The 21,150-nt window shown below is 46.7% G+C and carries 14 protein-coding genes; 11 read left to right on the forward strand and 3 right to left on the reverse strand.

The genetic code is table 11. The annotated features are described in order from the left end of the window. Window positions 1–7: 7 nt before the first annotated feature. Complete coding sequence (locus AC1DLM_RS02775) at window positions 8–832, forward strand: carbohydrate ABC transporter permease (RefSeq protein ID WP_441991050.1); 825 nt, start codon at window positions 8–10, stop codon at window positions 830–832. Continuing rightward, on the forward strand, window positions 829–2,550 hold the full coding sequence (locus AC1DLM_RS02780; protein ID WP_477569035.1) for a glycoside hydrolase family 66 protein: 1,722 nt from the start codon (window positions 829–831) through the stop codon (window positions 2,548–2,550). The genes AC1DLM_RS02775 and AC1DLM_RS02780 overlap by 4 nt, the downstream gene beginning before the upstream one ends. Before the next feature lie 80 nt (window positions 2,551–2,630). Here AC1DLM_RS02780 and AC1DLM_RS02785 read toward each other — a convergent pair whose 3' ends face one another. After that, the gene (locus AC1DLM_RS02785; protein ID WP_477569066.1) at window positions 2,631–4,991 is read right to left on the reverse strand and encodes an immune inhibitor A domain-containing protein; all 2,361 of its coding nucleotides are present in this window, start codon (window positions 4,989–4,991) and stop codon (window positions 2,631–2,633) included. A gap of 584 nt (window positions 4,992–5,575) precedes the next feature. Here AC1DLM_RS02785 and AC1DLM_RS02790 point away from each other — a divergent pair. Next, window positions 5,576–6,061 (forward strand): GNAT family N-acetyltransferase, encoded by a 486-nt coding sequence (locus AC1DLM_RS02790; RefSeq protein WP_477569036.1) that lies wholly within the window; start codon window positions 5,576–5,578, stop codon window positions 6,059–6,061. A 24-nt stretch (window positions 6,062–6,085) separates the two neighbouring features. Beyond that, window positions 6,086–6,577, forward strand: a complete 492-nt coding sequence (locus AC1DLM_RS02795) for a dihydrofolate reductase (protein ID WP_477569037.1) — start codon at window positions 6,086–6,088, stop codon at window positions 6,575–6,577. Window positions 6,578–6,611: 34 nt separating this feature from the next. On the opposite strand, the gene AC1DLM_RS02800 is transcribed toward AC1DLM_RS02795, so the two are convergent. Together AC1DLM_RS02800 and AC1DLM_RS02805 are read right to left on the reverse strand one after the other, a co-directional pair. After that, window positions 6,612–6,917, reverse strand: coding sequence for a magnetosome magnetite crystal formation protein family (locus AC1DLM_RS02800; RefSeq protein ID WP_477569038.1), 306 nt, complete (start codon window positions 6,915–6,917; stop codon window positions 6,612–6,614). A 200-nt stretch (window positions 6,918–7,117) separates the two neighbouring features. After that, window positions 7,118–8,092: an aldo/keto reductase family protein gene (locus AC1DLM_RS02805; RefSeq protein WP_477569039.1), complete on the reverse strand. Its 975-nt coding sequence runs from the start codon at window positions 8,090–8,092 to the stop codon at window positions 7,118–7,120. 724 nt (window positions 8,093–8,816) lie between these two features. On the opposite strand from AC1DLM_RS02805, the gene AC1DLM_RS02810 reads away from it, so the two are divergent. The 7 genes from AC1DLM_RS02810 to AC1DLM_RS02840 all read left to right on the forward strand — a co-directional run bounded on the left by AC1DLM_RS02810 (window position 8,817) and on the right by AC1DLM_RS02840 (window position 21,122). After that, entirely contained in the window at window positions 8,817–9,779 is a 963-nt protein-coding gene (locus AC1DLM_RS02810) for an ABC transporter permease (protein WP_477569040.1), read from the forward strand. Window positions 9,780–9,806: 27 nt separating this feature from the next. Then, window positions 9,807–10,685, forward strand: a complete 879-nt coding sequence (locus AC1DLM_RS02815; protein WP_477569041.1) for a carbohydrate ABC transporter permease — start codon at window positions 9,807–9,809, stop codon at window positions 10,683–10,685. Between the two features lie 108 nt (window positions 10,686–10,793). Further along, entirely contained in the window at window positions 10,794–12,392 is a 1,599-nt protein-coding gene (locus AC1DLM_RS02820; protein WP_477569042.1) for an extracellular solute-binding protein, read from the forward strand. Window positions 12,393–12,474: 82 nt separating this feature from the next. Continuing rightward, window positions 12,475–13,488: a response regulator transcription factor gene (locus AC1DLM_RS02825; protein ID WP_477569043.1), complete on the forward strand. Its 1,014-nt coding sequence runs from the start codon at window positions 12,475–12,477 to the stop codon at window positions 13,486–13,488. Continuing rightward, on the forward strand, window positions 13,488–15,293 hold the full coding sequence (locus tag AC1DLM_RS02830) for a sensor histidine kinase (protein WP_477569044.1): 1,806 nt from the start codon (window positions 13,488–13,490) through the stop codon (window positions 15,291–15,293). The genes AC1DLM_RS02825 and AC1DLM_RS02830 overlap by 1 nt, the downstream gene beginning before the upstream one ends. A 1,104-nt stretch (window positions 15,294–16,397) precedes the next feature. Beyond that, entirely contained in the window at window positions 16,398–20,051 is a 3,654-nt protein-coding gene (locus AC1DLM_RS02835) for a chondroitinase-B domain-containing protein (protein WP_477569045.1), read from the forward strand. A 33-nt stretch (window positions 20,052–20,084) separates the two neighbouring features. Beyond that, window positions 20,085–21,122, forward strand: coding sequence for an SGNH/GDSL hydrolase family protein (locus AC1DLM_RS02840; protein WP_477569046.1), 1,038 nt, complete (start codon window positions 20,085–20,087; stop codon window positions 21,120–21,122). The last annotated feature ends 28 nt before the right edge of the window (window positions 21,123–21,150 follow it).

Consider the following 21,150-nt stretch of genomic DNA (forward strand, 5'->3'; position numbering starts at 1 on the left):
GAAGGCGATGCGAAACTCAACACTTAGGCTAGGGAAATATATCGTCGTAACGCTCATGGTCCTCTTATCGCTCATTCCATTCTACGCACTGCTGTATTTATCGCTGAACACGCCATCCAGCTCCTTCTTCGATGGCAACATCCTCCTGCCGGATTTTCACTTTGCTAATTATGTGAACGCTTGGAAAATATCCAAAATTGGCAACGCCATTGTAAATTCGCTGATCATTACCGTAGGATCTGTGGCTATTATTGTACTGTTTGCAAGTGCAGCAGGCTATTCCATTGCTCGTTTTAACAGTCGATTTAATCGGATTGTATTTCAGCTGCTCTTACTTTGTATGATGATTCCCGCCATTATTATTACGGTTCCCCTGTACACCTTGATGAAATCGATTGGCGGTATAAATACGCATTGGGCGATGATCCTTCTTACCGCAGCTACTGCTTTGCCGTTATCTGTCTTTCTCTATGCTAGCTTTATTAAGCAGCTACCTAGAGAGGTTGAAGAATCTGCAATTATGGATGGGTGCACCTATTTTACTGCATTTTGGCGCATAACCTTTCATTTCGTTAAGCCGGTGACCGCTGCTGTTGTGATTTTATCGGGACTTGGGATATGGAACAATTACGGTCAGGCGGTCTTTTTCTTGCAAAGTCAGACGATGCATACCGTCCCCCTCGCCATCTCCATTTTTTTTCAAAAATATGGGGCACAGTGGAATTTAATGGCCGCCGCAGCAGTGATTGGGCTCACTCCAGCTGTACTTGCGTTTCTTATTTTCCAAAAATATTTTATTAAAGGCATCACGGCAGGTGCATTGAAGGGATGAGAAGAGTGAAGCCAATTGTACATGATGTCTATCCACAAAAAGCACAGTTTCTGAGAAATCAACCGATCTCCATTGCCATTGAGTTAGATCTTCCATTTGCATTGGATGACGGGCAAGTTGAATTGGAAGCGAAAGTTTACGATTTGAACCTGGAGATTGAAGTCTATCGTCACAAGATTGGAAGATCAGGTCCTGGACAGCAAACCATCCAGTTGATGATTAGCCCTAAGGATGTAACGTTTAAAGGCTACGGTGTTGATGTTCATTTGTATCTGGAAGAGGAGTGGCTCCAGGTAAATTCAACGTCCTTCGATGTGGTTACGAACTGGAGACAATCGCCAAGGTATGGATTTCTAAGTGACTTTCACCCGAATGAAGCTGGCGACAGTGAAGATATCAAGCAAATGACCAAGCTTCACATCAACCTCGTACAGTTCTACGATTGGATGTATCGTCATGATGACCTGGTAGCAACGGTGGATGTCTATTCAGATTTAATGGGCAAGGTGTCCAGCCGGAAAGTGATTGAGGAGAAGATTGCCTTGTGTCACAGCGTTGGTATGAAGGCGATTGCTTATGGCGCTGTATATGCGGCAAGTCGAGAGTTTTATGAGCAGCATACCGATTGGGCGCTTTATGGCAGCAATGGAAAGGTTCTCGATTTTATTCGCATTTTTTACTTGATGAACATAGCTGAAGAGTCACCGTGGCATCGCCATATCATTGAGCAGTATAAGCGGACGATTGAGGAGTTGCAATTTGACGGTATTCACATGGATACGTATGGTTCACCGAAAATAGCCATTTCCAAGCTAGCTAATGAGGATAAGATTGTGAGGCTGGATGAGCACTTTCCAGTACTGATCGATAATACGCGTAAACTACTTGAGCAGAGTACAGAGGACTTATGCCTCATTTTCAATAATGTGGGGAATTGGCCGGTCGACACGGTTGCGTGCGCTGAACAGGATGTTATTTATATTGAGGTTTGGAAACCTTATGAGCGGTATCATCATATCGTTCAAATCTTACGCTGGGCGCAGCAATACGGTAAGGGGAAGCCGGTGATATTGGCAGCTTATTTACAGCCCTTCATGGAGACAGGTGATGCATCCATGGACCGAGCAAACCATGCTGCGCTGATTCTAACGGCAGTGATCTCGGCCAGCGGCGGTTACCATTTGCTGTTGGGCGAGAATAAAGGTGTGCTAACCCAAGGCTATTATGTGGATTACTCTGAGTTGTCTGACTCCTTCTTCCGAGACATTCGAGTGTATTACGATTTCATCATCAGGTATGCTACTGTCCTATTTGACCCAGAGTTAAGGGACGTTTCGATGACACATGTGGATGGCGATAATCTTGAATATGTTTTCGAGAATGTTTCATACAGTACTTACGGTGAAGCGAACAAGGTTTGGACACTAATCAAAGAAAAGCCGGGAATGAAAGTGGTGAACCTGATTAACCTTTGTGGTGTATCAGACGATTATTGGAATACAGGGAAGGAAAAACCAACTCCGCAGAATGATTTTTCATTAACTATTTTGCTGGAATCGGATGTGAAATCGGTCTTTATTTCGACTCCAGATGACGAGATGGGGAGGCCACAGCAAGCACAATACGAGATAGAGGAAAGGGATCGCGGCAAAACACTCGTCTTGACAATCCCTCGTCTTGATATATGGACATTAGTGGTTGTTGAGCTAGTAGAATAAAAATACGTACCTTAAGGTTACTAATAACAAGAACCCCTTAGCTGAGTAGGCTAGGGGTTCTTGTCTTGTTCATATTATCCTTACTTATGAATCCAAATCAATCCAGCAGAGTTATCCTTGGCTTCACCAACGACTCGGAACTTTAATCCGAAATTCGGCACTAGGCGCCCGGCATCTGGAATCAATGCGTTCATATAGCTATTGGAATCAGAGAATTCCTCGACGCCTTGCAGAGATTTATACGTATATTCACCACGGGTAGGGTTGTTGATGTACCAGGATGGTGTTTTGTCCAGCGAGAAGGCTGCGTCCGCTACTTGATAACGTGTCGTTTGCGAGACAGAATCTTGTCCATCTTTCTTGAAAATCATCGCATCAGCGTGAGAATCTACGACGCCAAGGAATCCTTCTCCAGGGTGAATACCGGTCCAGTTGTCCAAATAACTATCATCTGCGTACCACACAAGAAGTCCGGTATTGTATTTGACACCACGGCTAAAGGCAAGAGCTTTATCGGACCCCGCGTAATTTCTCCACTCCAGGTAGTAATAGTGCTTTTTAAATTCAATACCGTTCGAGACGACAAAGCCATCAAGGTTAAAATGAGAAGCGCCTTCGGCATCGTCGGAGAATACGACTTGACCGTTCACGGTTAATTTCGCATTATCCATCGCAAAACCATTCAGCGCGAGCCCGCCATCCGTGACGTAGTCGAAGTGGAGAGTTACTTTTTTACCAGCAAAATGGCTTAAATCATAGGACTTGTCTACCCAAGCTCCGTTCGTGGTTTCTGCACGCGCGTCGCCATTCGTGTCATTGTCGCCAATGATATCGAGGGTTACTTGCTCGTTGTAGGTCGAAGCTGTAACTGTTAAATAGTCATATTCAAACTCGACATCATAGAGCGTTTTAAAATCAAATGTAGCTGTTTGTGCTTGGGATAAATCAAACTCGGGCGTGGAAAGCGTCGTATGCAGGTTATCGCCTTTCGTGCTGTAATAATACTTCGTCCCGAACGCTGGCTGGATGCCTGCCACTGCTTTATCTGGCAAAGTCACTTTGACGATACCTGGATTGTTGGACTTCGTTACACTCTGATCAATGATGGCAGCCTTACCTAATTTCGTAATGTTGGAAGAGTCAATTTCAGTCACATTGGCCCAGTTGCCACCCATGGTTTTCTGAAAGAACTCCTTATTTTGAGGTGAAAAAGAGCTTGGTGTTGTCCCCGCAATGTTGCCGTTCCAGCTGCCGCCACTCATGATGGACCAAGAGGCAATCGGCTCACCTTGCCCGGAATACTGGGTATCATATTCATCTGGCAATCCTAAGTCATGACCGTACTCATGAGCAAATACCCCCACAGCGCCATCTTCAGGCTGGATCGTATAATCATATGCAGCCATTCGGCCACCCCAATAGTCAACCCCCGCCGTTGTTCCCGGAATCGCATACACACTGCTTAGCGTCCAACGATGAGACCAGATGGCATTATCGCCTAACTGACCGCCGCCAGCTTCTTGGCCCGTACCTGCATGAATAATCATCAGATGATCGACTAGACCATCGGGTTCATTCTGATCGCCATCGCCATCCAAATCATATAAATCGAACTTGTCATAGTCAGCAAGATTAAGGCCGGTTGCAACTGCAGCATTCAGCGCGTCCTTCACCAGATCTCGAGGCCCTTTGGGGTTGAGGTTATCATGACCTCCTGCTGGGTTGTCATCACCATATTCCCCAGCTTTGCCTGGAACGGTTAGCCAATCGGAGACATAACCGTCCACCGTATAGCTGCCACCGGATTGCTCTTCGTAGTATTGTTTGAAGGTTTTGATCTTAGAACCGTCGAATAAAGTGAAATCTTTATTGCCAAACATGAGATTCTGATAATGGTCACGGTTAAAATCTTTGGCAAACATGAATCCAGGTTCTTGCTTCACATTGTTATGCTTAAAATCCGAGAATTCGGTCAAAAGAACGAGGACTTTATCCTCACGCACGGGGCCGTTGTAGGCAGCTTGTTTGGCGGATGGAATTGGGATGCCACCCGGGAGACCATTCTTCAAATCCTGATGGCCTTTGTTCAGCTGCGATAAAAGCTTATCTTTTTGCTTCGCAATGAACTCCTTCGATCTTCTGTCGATTTCATTATTTTGCTTGTCCATTTTGGTTGTTGGCGCCATTTTATTGTTCTTGGCAGCAACATACGATTTGACAGCTTTGCTGATTTGTTCAGGCGTAGCGCCTTTACTTAACAGCCCTCGGTCCATTAAGCCTTTGGCCAGTCGGTCATCATCGACGATATTCAAATCGATAGGGGGTGCTTCAAGTGCGTCAGCGTAATCAGATTCTGCTGCAAACGCAGATGTTGCAGTTGTGAAAGCGGCTGTTGAGAAAAGTCCTGCGGTTAAACTTGTTGCCAGTAAAACTCTAGTCATCTTCGCGGTGTAGTTTTTCAATAGGAGACCTCCTGCAAAATAGAGTATGGAACTGAAAGAGAAACCGAAAACAAAATCGAAAACAAAATCGAAAACAAAATCAATCTATGTATTTGACCGATGGTCATTTCAATTAAATACTAGATTCGACTAATCTAGTAAGTGCTTATGGTCCTGCTCACATGGACCCACCCATATATTTCCTTATTCGACATAAACTCTCTCATTTTGTCGTTTGATAGCGTCGCGGAGATAAATAAAGGAAACGTGAGCTGCCTCACGAAATTGTATGGCTATGTGCAAGCCCCTTTAACGCCTTTTTGGCGTTAAAGGGCAGCCCACGCCGCCGCGCCAGCGAAATAAGGCCCATTTCGGGCCTTAAAGTGCTCCCGCGGTCGCCTTGCAGCGCGAAAAAGTCCCTTTAGCGCCCATTTTGGGCGTTAACGTGCAGCTCGCGCAGTTGCGCCGGCGAAATAAGGCCCGTTTCGGGCCTTAAAGTGCTCTCGCAGCCGCCGCTACCGCCTAATTCTCAAACCGGGCATAGTCGCTATCATTTTCCGCTTTTTGATAAAGGAGGGATGTCCATGTTCACATGTAGATCAGCAACTAACGAGGATTTTGAGACAATTAGCTCCTTTCCGCGCAACGCGGAAGAGCTGTATTATATGTCACCTTTGCTGCAATACCCGCTTACTTCTGAACAACTCGTGGAGTCAACTAAGAGTAGATTGAAGCAAACCGTCGTGGTGGATGAGAAGGGGCAGATACTGGGGTACGCGAACATATATGGTTTAGAGGTAGATATGCACTGTTGGCTTGGCAACGTCATTGTTTCTCCAGAAGCCAGAGGTACGGGAGCAGCCGAAACCTTAATTCGCACGATGATTGCCAAATCGAAAGATGAGCTGAAGGTGCAAGAGCTGCATCTCGTTTGTCATAATGTGAACATAAGAGGATTGCTATTTTATACCAAGCTAGGGTTTAAGCCCTATTTGGTAGAGAAGAAAACAAATCATATAGGGCAAACCATAGCGGGCATACGGATGAAATTATCTGTTACGGAACCGTAAATTCAAGATAAGGCAGTGATCTATTTGACAATTTCATTCATAGTAGCTATGGACAAGAATCGTGTGATTGGTAAAAATAATGACCTGCCGTGGCGACTGCCCAAAGAGTGGCAGTATGTAAAGAAAACGACGATGGGGCATTCGATCATTTTAGGGAGGAAAAATTTCGAGTCCATCGGCAAAGCGTTGCCTGGTAGACGGAACATCATCCTGACTAGGGATACGAGCTATTCCGCCCAGGGGTGCGAGGTCGCCCATTCCGTTGCAGAAGTACTAGCGATGTGCCATGGCGAAGATGAAATTTTCATTTTTGGCGGCGAAGAAATATATCGTCTATTTTTACCTTATGCAGACAAGCTCTATATGACCAAAATCAATCATGAATTCGATGGAGATACCTATTTTCCTGAGGTAGATTATTCGGAGTGGGATGAAATTTCTGTCGAACAAGGAATTACGGATGAAGCGAATCCGTATACGTACTATTTCTATGTGTATGCAAAGAGGGGGCAGTAACTTTCCCCATGCGCGGATGTGTTAGGTGGTCTTTTCAACGAGCTAACACCTTAATGCCCATCACAATATTCCAGATAAACACCACCAAATAGGCAAGCCCGGTTAGTATCAACGGTATGACGAACTGTGACATGTGACCGCCATTAACTATGCTGTTTAAACCCAATATCCAGGTAAGAATGAAGCCTGCGACGGGCAAGCAATGTGAGAGGAACGCCCATTTGGCGTGATGCTTAACCTCTCGGTCCGAAACAATGAAATAAATAACGATGGGCAAAAGAAAAGGAGCAAAAAATACGCTGAAATAGCTTAAAGCGGATAATATTTGTCGGTTATCCATAAAAACCTCCCTTTTTCTAATTTGTTAGATAAGAAGTAATACGCCTCGTATTGGGTATTTATTACAAGACTATTTATTGGGAAATAAACCCTATTCTACCATAAAAGCCGCTCTTCAGGTCTTCCGACCTTAGGAACGGCTTCTTTGTTTAGCTTATTTGGCAGAAAATAGTTTATTCATATAGTTCCAACCTTTTGACTTTATCGTGCTGGAGAGAAGTCTGCGACACCTTTGAGAATAGCTTCGATTTGCTCTAACGCTGCTGCGTCTAATTCAACATCCACAGCTTTCACATTTTCTTCGATCTGCTCAGGCTTTGTCGCGCCGATTAGTGCCGAACTTACGCCAGGTTGGCGAAGCACCCAGGCGATCGCGAGCTGAGCGATCGAGATATCGAGCCCTTGAGCAACTTGCTCTAGTTCATGAACGGTCTGCAGCACACGGTCATTCAGATAGCTGTTGATGACGCCATTTACGGAATCGTTCGCAGCACGACTATCGGCGGGAAGGGGCTGTCCCAGCTTATATTTACCCGTTAGAATACCTTGCGCAAGCGGTGAAAAGACGACCTGCCCGAGCCCTTTATGCTCGGAGACGGGAAGTACCTCGCGCTCGATATAACGCTCGAACATATTATAGATCGGCTGATTCGAAATCAGCGGACGTAGACGGAGACGCTCAGCGATGCTAGCGGCCTCGGTGATTTGAGCGCCGTTCCATTCGCTGACGGCGGGGTAGATAATCTTGCCTTGCGTGACCAAATCGTCAAGCGCGCGAAGCGTTTCTTCCAGCGGTGTGTGAATGTCATACCGATGGCAGAAATAGATGTCGATGTAGTCGACGCCAAGTCGTTTCAAGCTCGCATCACATTGCTCCAAAATGTGCTTACGGGATAATCCGCGATCGTTCGGGCCATCGCCCATCGGGAAATAGACCTTCGTCGAGAGCACATAGCTCGAGCGATCGTACCCTTTCAGTGCTGCGCCCATCGCTTTCTCGCCTTCGCCACGATTATAAGCATTCGCGGTATCGAAGAAATTAATGCCGCTTTCAAAAGCTTTCGCGATGCAGGCATCCGCGGCTTTTTGCTCGGCAGCTGTTCCGTAGGTAAGCCAGCTTCCTAAGGCGATTTCACTTACTTTTAACCCACTGCGTCCCATATTTCTATATTTCATCTGTTACAATCATCCTCTCATTTACCATTGTGCTGTAAGTATAAGGGAGGCAGGGTTGGCCGACAAGAAGGCACTATTAGTTCACTTAGTTACGTGGAGTTAAGTAGTGGGGGCGAAGTAACGCACCTCCAGTAGTCGCTGCTCAGTGACGCATTCGGGTAACTCTCTGCAGTAGATTTCTTTAGCCCTCCCGAGTATCTATCCTCCATCATGCCTCAGGCAGCCCCCCCTAACAACGAATAAATGGAAAACATACAGCTAATTTCGTCCGAAATCCCTCATTTCACCTATTAGATGTAAAACATGTAGTTAATTCGGCTCATTTAGCTCCATACGGCGCATATGGCCAAATTTAGATGTACTTTATCCAGTTAATCCTGATTACCTAGCGGAATGGGCGAATTTAGCTGGAGAAAATCCAGTTATTTCGGCAGAGAGGCAATGGGGGATCATTTAATGGGGCAGAGCAGTCACTTCAAAATCAAGCTACTCAAATGACTAAGGGTGAAGCAATGGAACTCGGATGGTGGAGATGGTGGAAGGAGTGGGGTCGATGAAATGACAAAGAGGTTTAGTTAGAGTGCTCAAATGGTGGAGATGGTGGAATGGAATGCGTAGAGTGAAATATTAAAAAAAGATAAGTGCCCTTAATTCACGGTATCCCTCTTTCGGCTCGCCTACGGTACACTTCATACATAACAACGACGATAGGGTGATGGAGAACATGAGCTATTCAGAGGTTAAGCAAAAGCTGAGCAGGCCTCAAGAGCAAGCGGCGAGAAAATCAGGGTTTTTGACCTACTACAATCGCTACAAGGTGCTGTACCTGCTGTCGATTCCGGGCATTGTTTACTTTTTAATCTTCAAATATATCCCGCTGACGGGGTCTGTCATGGCCTTTCAGGACTACAGTATTTTCACGGGGATATGGAAAAGCGATTGGGTGGGCTTGGACAATTTCCGGCGCATGTTCGAGTACGCGGATTTCTGGCGCATTTTAAAAAACACGATGGCCATCGGCTTCTACACCTTATTCTTCGCCTTCCCGATTCCGATTCTATTGGCGTTAATGATGAACGAGCTGCGCAACCAGATTTTCAAGCGTTTCGTCCAGACGGCCGTCTACTTGCCTCACTTTCTGTCTTGGGTGGTGGTTGGAGGCATTGTGATCGAAATCTTAAATCCGACAAGCGGGGTCGTCAACTATATCGTGACGCTGTTCGGACATGAACCCATTTATTTCATGGGCGAAGATTCCTTCATCCGGACCATTATCGTCAGCTCAAGCGTTTGGCGCGATGCGGGCTGGAGTACGATTATTTATTTGGCAGCGATGAGCGGGATTAATCCAGACTTGTACGAAGCGGCGCAAATTGATGGGGCAACACGATGGAAACAAACATGGGCCATTACGATTCCGAGTATTTTAACGACGATTACGATCCTCTTTCTTTTGCAAATTGGTAATTTTCTGGATTTAGGCTTTGAACGCGTATTCGTGTTCTTGAATCCTTTGAATAATTCGCAAGGGGACATTTTGGATACGTACATTTATCGCGTGGGGCTCATTCAGCGTGAATACAGTTACACGACAGCCATTGGTCTATTTAAGTCGGTGATTGGGTTCGTGCTGATTGTAACAGCCAACATGTTTAGCAAAAAAGCAACCGGCGAAGGCCTATACTAACCTATCGAAGAAAGGAGGCTCCTAGGTATGTCTAAGAGCAAGTCTGCCCTGCATAAACCAAGCCCTATATCCATATTGAATCCAATCGGGCTCATTCTGATCAGCTTAATCATGGTGCTGCCGATATTAAATATTATTGCTCAGTCTTTCAGTGGACCTGTTGCACTCAGTGCGGGGAAGGTTGTATTATGGCCTGTTCAATTCACGGTGGATAACTACGTAACGGTTCTGAAGCAAATCGCGATATGGCGTGCCTTTAGCGTAAGCGTAATTATTACTGTTTGTGGAACGCTGATCAGTCTTATCATKACGGCAAGCTTAGCGTATCCACTATCCAGAAATGAATATCGAGAGCGCAAATACATTTTGCTGCTTGTGCTGATTACGATGATTTTTCATGCTCCGCTGATCCCGAATTACTTGCTAGTTCGTAATCTTGGCCTGCTGGATAGCTTATGGGCGTTAATGCTGCCTGGAGCGATCAGTGCGTTTAACTTGTTCGTGATGCGCTCTTTCTTTCTCTCCATTCCAGGTGAGCTAATCGAGTCTGCTCGTATTGACGGTGCTGGGGAGATTCGCACGATTTGGAGCATTATTTTGCCGCTTTCGAAGCCAGCGATGGCGACGATGAGTATCATTTATTCGGTGGCGTTGTGGAACAACTATTCGAATGCGCTCTATTTTATCAACAATCGTGCGCTGTTCCCACTCCAAGTAAAATTACGTGAATTTGTCGTAACCGATTCCTCCGATTTAGCCAATACGGCAGGGGATATCGCCAATTTATCGCCCGAGGGACTGAAGATGGCCGTTATCGTCATTGCGACGATTCCGATCATGCTCGTGTACCCATTCCTGCAAAAGCATTTCATCAAAGGGATGTTAATCGGTTCGATAAAATCGTAAAAGCTGTATAATAAAGATCAACTGAGTTTAAAAAACACAATGTTCCAAGTTTTTCTTTCACGATAAGATGATCACGAATCAACAACATATCGATTAGGGGGATATACAATGAAAGCTTGGTTGAAAACGGGTCTCGTCTCAACGCTCATGGTTGCGGTTATCGCGGGTTGCTCCAATTCTTCAACGAGTACGATTGGAACTAGTGCAAGCCCAGCAAATCCTGCAAGCCCTGCAAGTTCCACAAAAGCGCAAGCACCGGTGAAAATCTCCATCTCCTTAAGTGACTCCTTGAATAAATATGCACTCAGCAGCACAGACATCAACAATGATAAATGGGTGAAAAAGCTAGGCGAATTGACGAATACGCAGCTTGATCTTCGTCTTGTGCCGCATGCGGAGTTCAAACCGAAGACAGCCTTGATGTTCGCCAGCACGGATCTGCCGGATGTCATGAACACGATTCAAGGGATGTTCCCGCAGGGTCCAGATATGAGCGGAGCGATCAAAGGCGGATTGTTTATGCCGCTTGATGACCTTCTCAAAGAATATGGCAAAGATTTATTGAAAGCGATTCCCGAGCAAGCGTGGAACGAAGTGAAGTACAACGGCAAGATCTATGCGATTCCTGAATATTTGTCCAACGCAAGCCGTCGCTCCACATTTATCCGAAAAGATTTGCTGGATCAAACAGGGTTGCCAGTTCCCAAGACGGTTGACGATTTCCTCAACGTATTAAGGGCAATGAAGAAGAATGGTGTTGCTGAACCGTATGCCTTCCGGAAAGATTTCGTCTATTCCGATGTGATTTTCGGAGCATATGACGTTATGCCGTATAGCACGATGTTCGAGAAAATTGGCGATCAAGTTGTACCAAAGTTTTTTAAAGTGGAAGCGATGCAAAAAGCACTGACCGTCTACAAAACGATGTACGATGAAGGCTTAATGGCGAAGGATTTCGCAAGTCTTGACGGGAACAAATGGACGAATAACATTAATGCCGGTAAATCCGGGGTATGGAACCACAACGCGAATCTGCTGATGAACTGGATCAGTACGACGAAGCCTGCCAATGCAAAATCAGAAGTGATCATTATTCCGTCCCCAGTCGGTGATGATGGCAAGGGCGGCATGATGAAATACAGCTACACAGGCGGATTGTCCTACATCAATAGCAAGGTCAGCAAGGAGAAAGCCATCGCGATTGTGAAAATGATGAATTACATGGTGACAGAAGCGGGTGATCGATTCTTTAACTTCGGGATTGAAGGCGATACGTACACGATGCAAGATAATAAAGTCGTTTACAAACAACCGACGACACCAGAAGGCTCCCTGGAAGAGCAGTTCCGCTCCGTCATGCTGAGATTGGTGGAAGATACAGCGCTGAATAGAACACTTTTGAACACTACTGAAGATGGTAAAAAGTTAATCACCCAATTTGACACCATCGTGACCAAAGAGGGAAGAAATGGGATCTCCTTCGCACCGGAGCTTACAACGACAGCGAAGTTTACAGATGCGGGTCTGAAGTTCTCCGATATGCCGCCAGTCATTCTAGATCATATGCTGAAAATGGTGTATGGCAAGGAACCGATTTCCGATTGGCCGAAAGCATTGGAAGATTGGAAAGCCAAAGGTGGAAATGAAATCATCAAGGAAGCCACAGAACGTTACAACAAAAAAGACGGCGTCGTGATGGGCGACTAAAAAATAGCTTGTGCATTGGGTGGAAAGCATTTATTCTCGGGTTGAGGATAAATGTTTTTTGCCATAAAAGGGGGGCGGCTGGATGAAGCAAATTCTGATTGTAGACGACGAACCGCTTATTCTAAAAGGTATGGTTATTATGTTGAAACAGCATTCACATACATTTGAATCCATACGCACGGCAAGCAATGGTGTGAAGGCGCTGCAAATGATCGAAGAATCGATGCCGCAGCTGCTTTTTACAGATATTCGGATGCCGAAAATGGATGGACTCGAGCTGTGTAAGCAGGTGCATGAGAAATATCCACTGATCCAGAAAGTCATTATTTCGGGTTATGGTGACTTCGAATATGCCCAGGCGGGTATGTCTTATGGGGTCAAAGAATATGTATTGAAACCGTTTACGCCGGTCAAAATCCATGATTTGCTGACGAAGCTGATTTCACAGAGCGGTCATGCGATGTTATCCATTTCCAAGTATGAGGATTGGATTGAGAAAATTGTAGAGGCCATCTGGACGCTGCGGATTGATGCGGTAGAGGCGCATTTGGAGGAATTGCGGTTGTACTGCAAGTCGGCTTCCTCCTCGGATTCTGAGTTCATTCAGCTGCTGCAGGATTGCCTGCCTATGCTCAAAAAGCGATTATCTCTTCGCAGCTTTCTGCCAAAAACGGAAGAAATAACGGATACAACCGATATGATGGCTTATTTCCTGCAGCTTCAGGAGCAAATCATGAAGATGATCGATGAGCTGGCGCTGCAACGAGGTGGTCAGGATCTTATGCAGAAAGCGAAAATTTATATGGACGCCAATATCACCAATAGTCTCTCCCTAGAGGACGTTGCCGAATATCTGGGCATTACGCCGCCTTACTTGAGCTTGTTGTTCAAGAAGGTGTTCAAGGAAACCTTTGTGCAATATCGCATTACCAAAAGAATTGAGCTGGCGAAGCGGATGCTGGAAATGCCGCACTACCGCACGAACGATATCGCGTATGAGATCGGCTATGAGAACTACCCGCATTTTTCCCGGATGTTCAAAAAAGTCACAGGCCTTTCACCGCTTGAATACCGGCATATGATGGGGATCAAATAATGAAGCCATCGTTAGCTCGCAGCATTTTTGCCTATGTGGCTGCTATTGTTCTGATCACTGTCATGTCGATCGGGTTCTCCTCTTACTATATTTCTTCGAATAAGCTGAAGGAGCAAACGGAGCAGCATTTGACGGAAATTGTATCGAACGCGGTCAATCATACAGATTTATATTTGAAAAATTATGAGCGCGCGCATCTGTCGCTTTTTACCAATAGCTCCGTCAAAAAGTTCCTCGACGACCCGCCAACAGGCGATTACGAGTACTATCAGTTCACGGATAACTTGATGGATAACGTTATTAATCCGCTCTTTATTAAATCACCAGAGATTATGACCGTCTATTTGGCCGATTATTTTGATAATTATGTGTATTACGAGAACCCAGCGCTGAAGCCAATCGTTGATCCAGTGCCCGCTTTTACGATGGAAGAGCTCGACAAAGAGACCGATGCGCTTGGCAACATGACTATCATTAGCAACAGTGTCTTCTCGGAGAGCAATAACCAATTCATAACGTTAGCGCGTAAAATTCATGGCGAAGTGTTCAATGAGTTCAAGGGGATTCTGGCTATCGAGATTAAAGCGGATGAGTTCGCAACCTTGTGGAAGGGGATCAATTTGGGGCCGAGCGGATTTTTTGCCATTGTCGATAATGACGGGCGCATCGTCTATCATCCGGACAAGCAGCGAATCGGTACTACGGTGAACAAGGCGCTGATGGCGAAAATAGAAGGGAATGACTTGAAATCCTTCAAGGATTCGTCGTTTGGGGAAGAACGCATGGTCGTTAGCTCCAAGTCGGCTTATACGGGCTGGAACCTCATGGTGTCGATTCCGACGGCGGATATTAATCGGCCCTTATCGAGCATTCGCTACTCCTCCTTCTGGGTGGGTGGCATTACTTTACTGCTGGCCTTGTTGCTATCCTATCGATTTGGCCGAAACATTACGAAGCCGATTCAAATTTTGAAAAATGGCATGCGCCAAACGGAAAAAGGAAACTGGGTGAAAATCCCCCAGCTGCAAACGAAGAATGAGCTCGATGAGTTGATCCAGCGCTATAATTTGATGGTCGTGTCATTGTCGGAATTAATGGACACCTTGTACCGAACGGAGCTCAGCAAGAAGGACGCTGAATTGGAGCGACAGAAGGCCGAGCTGCAATCGCTGCAGCTGCAAATCAATCCGCATTTTCTATACAATACGTTGGAAAATATTATCGTCTACGCTGTCATTCAACAATCCACCGAAATAACGGAGATTGTGGATGCCATCGCCACGATGTTTCGCTACTCGGTGCAGACACATATCGAAGAGACGGCAATCGTCAACGAGCTTAAGCATGTGCTGAACTACATGACGATCATGAAGCACAGGGTGGGGCGGGAGTTCGAGCTGGACGTAAGAATTCCGCCGGAATTCTTCTTGAAGAAGACTGCCCGGCTTACCTTGCAGCCGTTGATCGAAAATATTTTCCAGCACGGCTTCGCGGATGGGATCGAGGAGCATCACTATATTCGGCTGGATGCGTGGGTGCAGGACGATGATCTGATTATCGTCCTCGAGGATAACGGCGTCGGAATGACGCCGGAGCATCTAGCTTCGCTAAACAAGCAGCTGAGCGCCAATCAATTGGCGGAAGCGAAGCTGCATAAGGGTGCCGGCAACAGTGGCGGCATCGGCATGATGAACGTGCATCGCCGCATCCAGCTGGTGTTCGGCGAGCAGTACGGCCTGAGCATCGCAAGCGAGCTCGGCGTTGGTACGCGGATCTATATTCGGTTTCCGAATATAGGGACGTGAGGGGTGGTGGGGCTTTGTAAAGCTGAGTCAAACCCTGTGTTTCTCGGCATCTTGGCAACGTAGGAACGCAGAAAGACAAGAGCCCAAGAGCCCAAGAGCCCAAGAGCCCAAGAGCCCAAGAGCCCAAGAGCCCAAGAGCCCAAGAGCCCCAGAACCCCAGAACCTCGCAACCCTGTAACCCCGCCCCGCCAGCAACAGCTGTGGGAGCGGGGCTTTTTATATGCTACTCCAAAACACGTTCCCCACCAAAAGTACACTTTTCACACAAACTATGCAGGAATGAGCTATATAAACACCACTAAGGATCCTACCAGTAGCTAGATTGGTCGTGTTCAAATCATAATGGAACGTCATACCTTCCTCCGAGGGGAACGAGGATGCTCTATTTAGGTGAAATATGATTATTTTTAGCCGAAAGGGAACAAGGATGCGCTATTCACCCAAAAATCTCGTATTCACACGTAAATGAGAGAAATAGCGCACTGACATTCCCTTTATCATCGAATAAAGGCAGAAATAATGGAATAGCGCACTGACGTTCCCCTCAGAGGCAACCCAAGAACCTCGCAACCCTGTAACCGCGTCCCGCCAGCGACAGCTGTGGGAGCGGGGCTTTTTATATGCTACTCCAAAACACGCTCCCCACCAAAAGTACACTTTTCACACAAACCCACAGGAATGAGCTACATGAACACCACTAACGATCCTACCAGTAGCTAGATTGGTTGGGTCCAAATCATAATGGAACGTCATACCTACGTCCGAGGGGAACGAGGATGCGCTATTTAGGTGAAATATGATTATTTTTAGCCGAAAGGGAACAAGGATGCGCTATTCACCCAAAAATCTCGTATTCACACGTAAATGAGAGAAATAGCGCACCGACGTTCCCCTAACCATCGAATAAAGGCAGAATTAGTAAAATAGCGCACCAACGTTCCCCTCAGAGGCTGCTCTAGCTTTCAGACTGGTGATCTTCCTGCTAATTCACCTGTACCCCTGTTTAAAAAAACACAATACTGCTTAAATTCGATCATATGTTTCAGCGTCACACCTAACTATAATTGGTCTTAGTTCAATGAAAAGGATGGTGAATTTATATTTATGAATGAAATGATGGTTAGGAAACGGAAGTTTGTGAGTGGCATGTTATCTGTACTATTGCTGTTATCCCTGTGTCTGGCCATCATCCCTACACCTGCAGCCTCAGCAGCAGGATTGCCGCTAACGGAGGATTTCGAAAGCTACGGCAACGCAACAACAGGCTATACTTCACCAGTTGGGAGCACATCAACCAGCACCCAGCCGTGGAAATCTGTCGTTGGCGGCAGCACGACTTGGTCCATGGATGCGGAAGCCGCATCCGGTGGAGCGACACAGAATCACTTTCTAAGACAGACGGATGCAACTACAGGTGTCACGTATGTAATAACGAATGACCAGTGGGGCGCAGCAACACCGGCCATCACGAACAGTGACCTCACGTTATCAGGCAAACTCAAAGTGACTGGCGCGAACAGCACCTATGCTGGACTCGTCGCCAGATACTCAGGCAGCGGAACGACGGCGACGTATTACCGTTTTACGATGAAGAAAAACTCATCCAGCTATCAGTTTTATTTGGAAAAAGTGACAGGCAGCTCGAAGATCAGCGTGCCGCAAACGGCAGGGACCCCGAACGCTAGCGGTGTCTCCGTCACGAACACGATACTGAGCACGTCCTTCGACAGTCTTGGTTACTTGCCTATGAAGCTCCAATCGACTCAAAACACGGATGGCAGCCTGAAGCTCGAAGGCTATTACGGCAGCACGCTTGTCCTTTCAGGGACGGACACAACGCCATACACATCAGGTCAAGTCGGCCTTTACAGTTATGCGGGTGCAACAGCTTTTGACGATATTACAGCAACGGCAACAAGTGGCTCAACGTCTTCTCCGACTGCACCAAGCTCCCCAACGAGCGTAACGACTTCGCTACCTAGCACAGGTGCAGTTAACGTAGCGTGGACAGCATCAGCCACAGCAACTGGCTACAATGTGAAGATGGCGTCCAGTGGGAGTGGACCTTTCACGTCGGTGAACGGATCACCGATCACAGCAACGAATTACACGGTGACTGGTTTAACGGTTGGTCAGACTTACTATTTCGTCGTTAGTGCTGTGAATACAGCGGGTGAAAGTTCGAATAGCGCGCCAGCTATATCAGCGATACCGCAAACTATTGCGAATCCTCCTGTCTCCGTAAGCAACTCAACCCAGCTTGTGCAAGCTATTAATGCAGCGAATCCGGGCACTGTGATCCAATTGGAGAATGGGAATTATGCTACCTTCAGCATCACGGGCAAACATGGCGACGCCATCAATCCGATCGTCATCAAAGCGAAGAACAAAGGAATGGCCGTATTCAACGCAGGTCCGATCAAATTCACAGACAGCTCCTACATCACTATCCAAGATATGACGTTCGTTATGGACAGCACGGCCTCAAATTGGATTCGAATTACAGGTTGTAACCATATGCGGATCACGAACAATTATTTTCATTCACCAAGCTCAGCAACGGATGCAACCAAATCCAGCTGGGTGTACATCGATGGTTGGAGTTCGCATCACAACCAAGTGGACCACAATTTGATGGAAAATAAAAAGGATCGAGGGAAGTTTATTCTTTTCGACGGCAACCGAGACACCGTAGCGGGGACATACGAAATTACCCAGTACGATGTGGTGGAGTACAATATTTTCCGCAATACCCTTCCTCGTCAGGAAAATGAATCCGAAGGCATCCGCCTTGGCGTGACGGATTTGGTGCATCTGAATGCGTATGCGACGATTCAGTACAACATTTTCGACCATGTCGATAGTGACCCTGAATATGTCTCCGTCAAAAGCGGCGGCAATGTCATTCGCTACAACTATTTCATCGAATCCTTAGGCGAAGTGTCCCTTAGATCGGGGAACGGTTCTAGTGTCTATGGCAACATGTTTATTGGAAATGGACGTGAAGTGCTCCCGACAAACCCAGACAGCCGAACGCTAGGTACGGGCGGTGTGCGGGTTTACGGTCAGAATCACAAGGTGTATAACAATTATTTTCAAGGTTTGACAGGGACAGAATGGGACGCGACGATTGCCCTAACGACGGGAGATAACGATAATCTGACTCAGCCGATCCCAAGCAATAATCACTACATTGCCAAGAATATCATGATCGCAAACAACACGCTCGTGGACAATAAAAGCGGTATCGAGCTGGGATTTGTGCGTTACGGCATGGCTCCGCAGAATTTAACTTTTGCCAATAATGTGGTGGTAGGAGGTCAGCAAGAACTTATAAAAATTATGACGCCAATCCCAGGCTTAAGCTGGTCTGGAAATATCATGTTTCCACAGCACGGCGTGCCCCTAATTACGGGGAATTCGGCTGCACTTACTGAAACAGAAGTGAAAGTTGCTTATCCGATGATGAAAGAAGCGGTGCTGAATGTAAGTCAGGCTGACTATGCATGGCTTTGGACCTCAAGTGAGTATGACCGACTGAAATCTATACCTTATAAAAAGCTTGCAGCTAACAGCCTCGCAATCAATAGCTCGATTGGCAACTATGGCAGTGGCGGCGCACTGTCCTTCGTGACGGAAGATGTAGAGCGCGAAGCCAGAGCCGGTGTTCCTGATGTCGGAGCGGATGAGTATACCGCTGATCTTCTAACAGATCTCACGGCACCAAGCTGGAGCTCAGGCACACCTTTATCGCTTGGAACGGTAACTCCGCGACAAGTAACTCTCAGCTGGCCTGCGGCAAATGATGATACGAACATCGTTGGTTATCGCATTTATCGAAACGGAGTTCTGTACGATACTACTTTTGCTAATAAGACTTCGTATACCGCAACTGAGCTTCTGCCAGGCACGTCGTATACGTTCAAAGTTGAAGCGATGGATCAAGCGAATCGCACAACAGCTAGTAATACCATCACTACGGCTACACCAGCTATGACGGGCATTACGATCTCAGGAGTACCTGCGAGTATCGCGCTCGGCGGTGGCGTGAAGCAGCTTCAAGTAACGGCTCATTTCGCAGATTCATCAACGGAAGACGCAACTGCGGCAGGTGCTGCTTTTACAAGTAGTCAGACAAGTGTTGTGTCGGTATCGAGCAGCGGCGGTATTACTGGCGTTGCATTAGGAAGTGCTGCTGTATCGGCATCGTATAACGGATTCACGTCTTCTGCCTTGACCATTACAGTAAAAACACCTACACAAACAACGAAAGTTGTGGATGCAGATACGTATGTGGACAGTGTTACATCGACCAATGCGAATACGAACTACAGTACAACGACCACGATGCTCATTCAGACAGATGGGGGGAAGCAAGTGGGTTACATGAAAGTAGCCGTTCCGACCTTGTCAGGCACCATCGATACGGTTCAGCTGCGTTTGTATGTCGCGAGTGCACAAGCTGGAGCCGATCTCCTGCTCCATGGGATTGCCTCGGATAGTTGGGATCCAACACTCATCACTGCGGCGAATCAGCCAGCTAGAGCATTTACGGATGTGAATGCAGGTGACCTTCCTGTGACTGCCGGCAGCTATGTGACTTTTGATGTGACGAAGTATGTTCAGACCCAAAGTGATGGCACACTCAGCTTCCGTTTATCGATGGTGTCTGTCGATAATCCAGCCACAGTATATACCAGAGAATATACGGACACTAACAAGGCACCAACCTTGATTTTTACAACCATTACCCCGTAATTCAAACATAGAGAGAAAGCGTGGAGAGAAGCGATGCTGGAGAATGTGGTGTTTCATAATGTTGCGGAGTTGGAATCGAGAGCGTATCTACCTGGTCTTAGGCTACAACGGTTTCCCAAGCAGGTTCGTGAATCATTAACCGAAAAAGGCCGAACCAAAGCTGCCGAGTCTAGCGGCTGTGAGATTCGATTTGTGACAGAGGCTACAAATATCAGAGTGACGATGGCTGCGCAAGAAAAGGATGGACGCGTGCTCGTCTTTAAGGGCGATTTTTTTCATGCGGCATATGACTTAAAGGCTGGCGTCATCACCACTTTACAATTGGAATCACCCGAAAGATTTGCTGAGGTACCGCTTGCGTTATTGGATAATGTCGCGTTCTCTTCAAACGTGTGGCGTATCTATTGCGACCGGTTTACAGCGATCTTTGTTGACATAGATGCTTATGGCTTTGCGATTAGGCCTCCTGAGCGTCAGGAAGTACCGCAATTGACCATGCTCGCCTACGGTTCGTCGATTACACAAGGGGCTGGCGCGTTGAGCCACTATAACGGTTATGTCCAGCAGACAGCTCGCCGCCTTGATATTGATGTGTTGAATCTAGGACTCAGCGGGTCTTGCTATTGTGAGCCAGAGTTGGCGGATCATTTGGCGGAGCGGGAGGATTGGGACCTCGCCTATCTGGAGTTAGGTGTCAACATGAGAGGAACCGTAAATGTCGAGGAATTCCAGCATCGCGTCACTTATTTATTGGATGGGATCATTCGCAAACACCCTTCGAAACCGATCTTTGTGACAACGATCTATCCGAATCGGGCAACGTATTTTCATGATACGGCACATCCGTTTAGCGTGGCTGAAAAGCAATTTAATGAGGTGCTAAAACGATACATGGAGAGTCGCCAGCATCCGAATTTGACCCTGTTAGATGGGGCGCAGATTATGATTGATTTTACTTCTTTGACAAGTGATTTGATACATCCCTCGGATTACGGACATAGTCGAATGGGGGGGCAATTGGCTGGGTTTTTACGACCTACTGTGGATAAGTTACGGGCTGCAAAAGGTTGATCAACATATAAAAAACTATTTAATAGGA

This window comes from Paenibacillus sp. 01T442 (assembly GCF_056398345.1).

Coding starts and splice junctions, on each gene's coding strand:
- AC1DLM_RS02775 (WP_441991050.1), top strand. CDS start 8: ATGCGAAACTCAACACTTAGGCTAGGGAAATATATCGTCGTAACGCTC.
- AC1DLM_RS02780 (WP_477569035.1), top strand. CDS start 829: ATGAGAAGAGTGAAGCCAATTGTACATGATGTCTATCCACAAAAAGCA.
- AC1DLM_RS02785 (WP_477569066.1), bottom strand. CDS start 4,991: ATGACTAGAGTTTTACTGGCAACAAGTTTAACCGCAGGACTTTTCTCA.
- AC1DLM_RS02790 (WP_477569036.1), top strand. CDS start 5,576: ATGTTCACATGTAGATCAGCAACTAACGAGGATTTTGAGACAATTAGC.
- AC1DLM_RS02800 (WP_477569038.1), bottom strand. CDS start 6,917: ATGGATAACCGACAAATATTATCCGCTTTAAGCTATTTCAGCGTATTT.
- AC1DLM_RS02805 (WP_477569039.1), bottom strand. CDS start 8,092: ATGAAATATAGAAATATGGGACGCAGTGGGTTAAAAGTAAGTGAAATC.
- AC1DLM_RS02810 (WP_477569040.1), top strand. CDS start 8,817: ATGAGCTATTCAGAGGTTAAGCAAAAGCTGAGCAGGCCTCAAGAGCAA.
- AC1DLM_RS02820 (WP_477569042.1), top strand. CDS start 10,794: ATGAAAGCTTGGTTGAAAACGGGTCTCGTCTCAACGCTCATGGTTGCG.
- AC1DLM_RS02825 (WP_477569043.1), top strand. CDS start 12,475: ATGAAGCAAATTCTGATTGTAGACGACGAACCGCTTATTCTAAAAGGT.
- AC1DLM_RS02830 (WP_477569044.1), top strand. CDS start 13,488: ATGAAGCCATCGTTAGCTCGCAGCATTTTTGCCTATGTGGCTGCTATT.
- AC1DLM_RS02835 (WP_477569045.1), top strand. CDS start 16,398: ATGAATGAAATGATGGTTAGGAAACGGAAGTTTGTGAGTGGCATGTTA.
- AC1DLM_RS02840 (WP_477569046.1), top strand. CDS start 20,085: ATGCTGGAGAATGTGGTGTTTCATAATGTTGCGGAGTTGGAATCGAGA.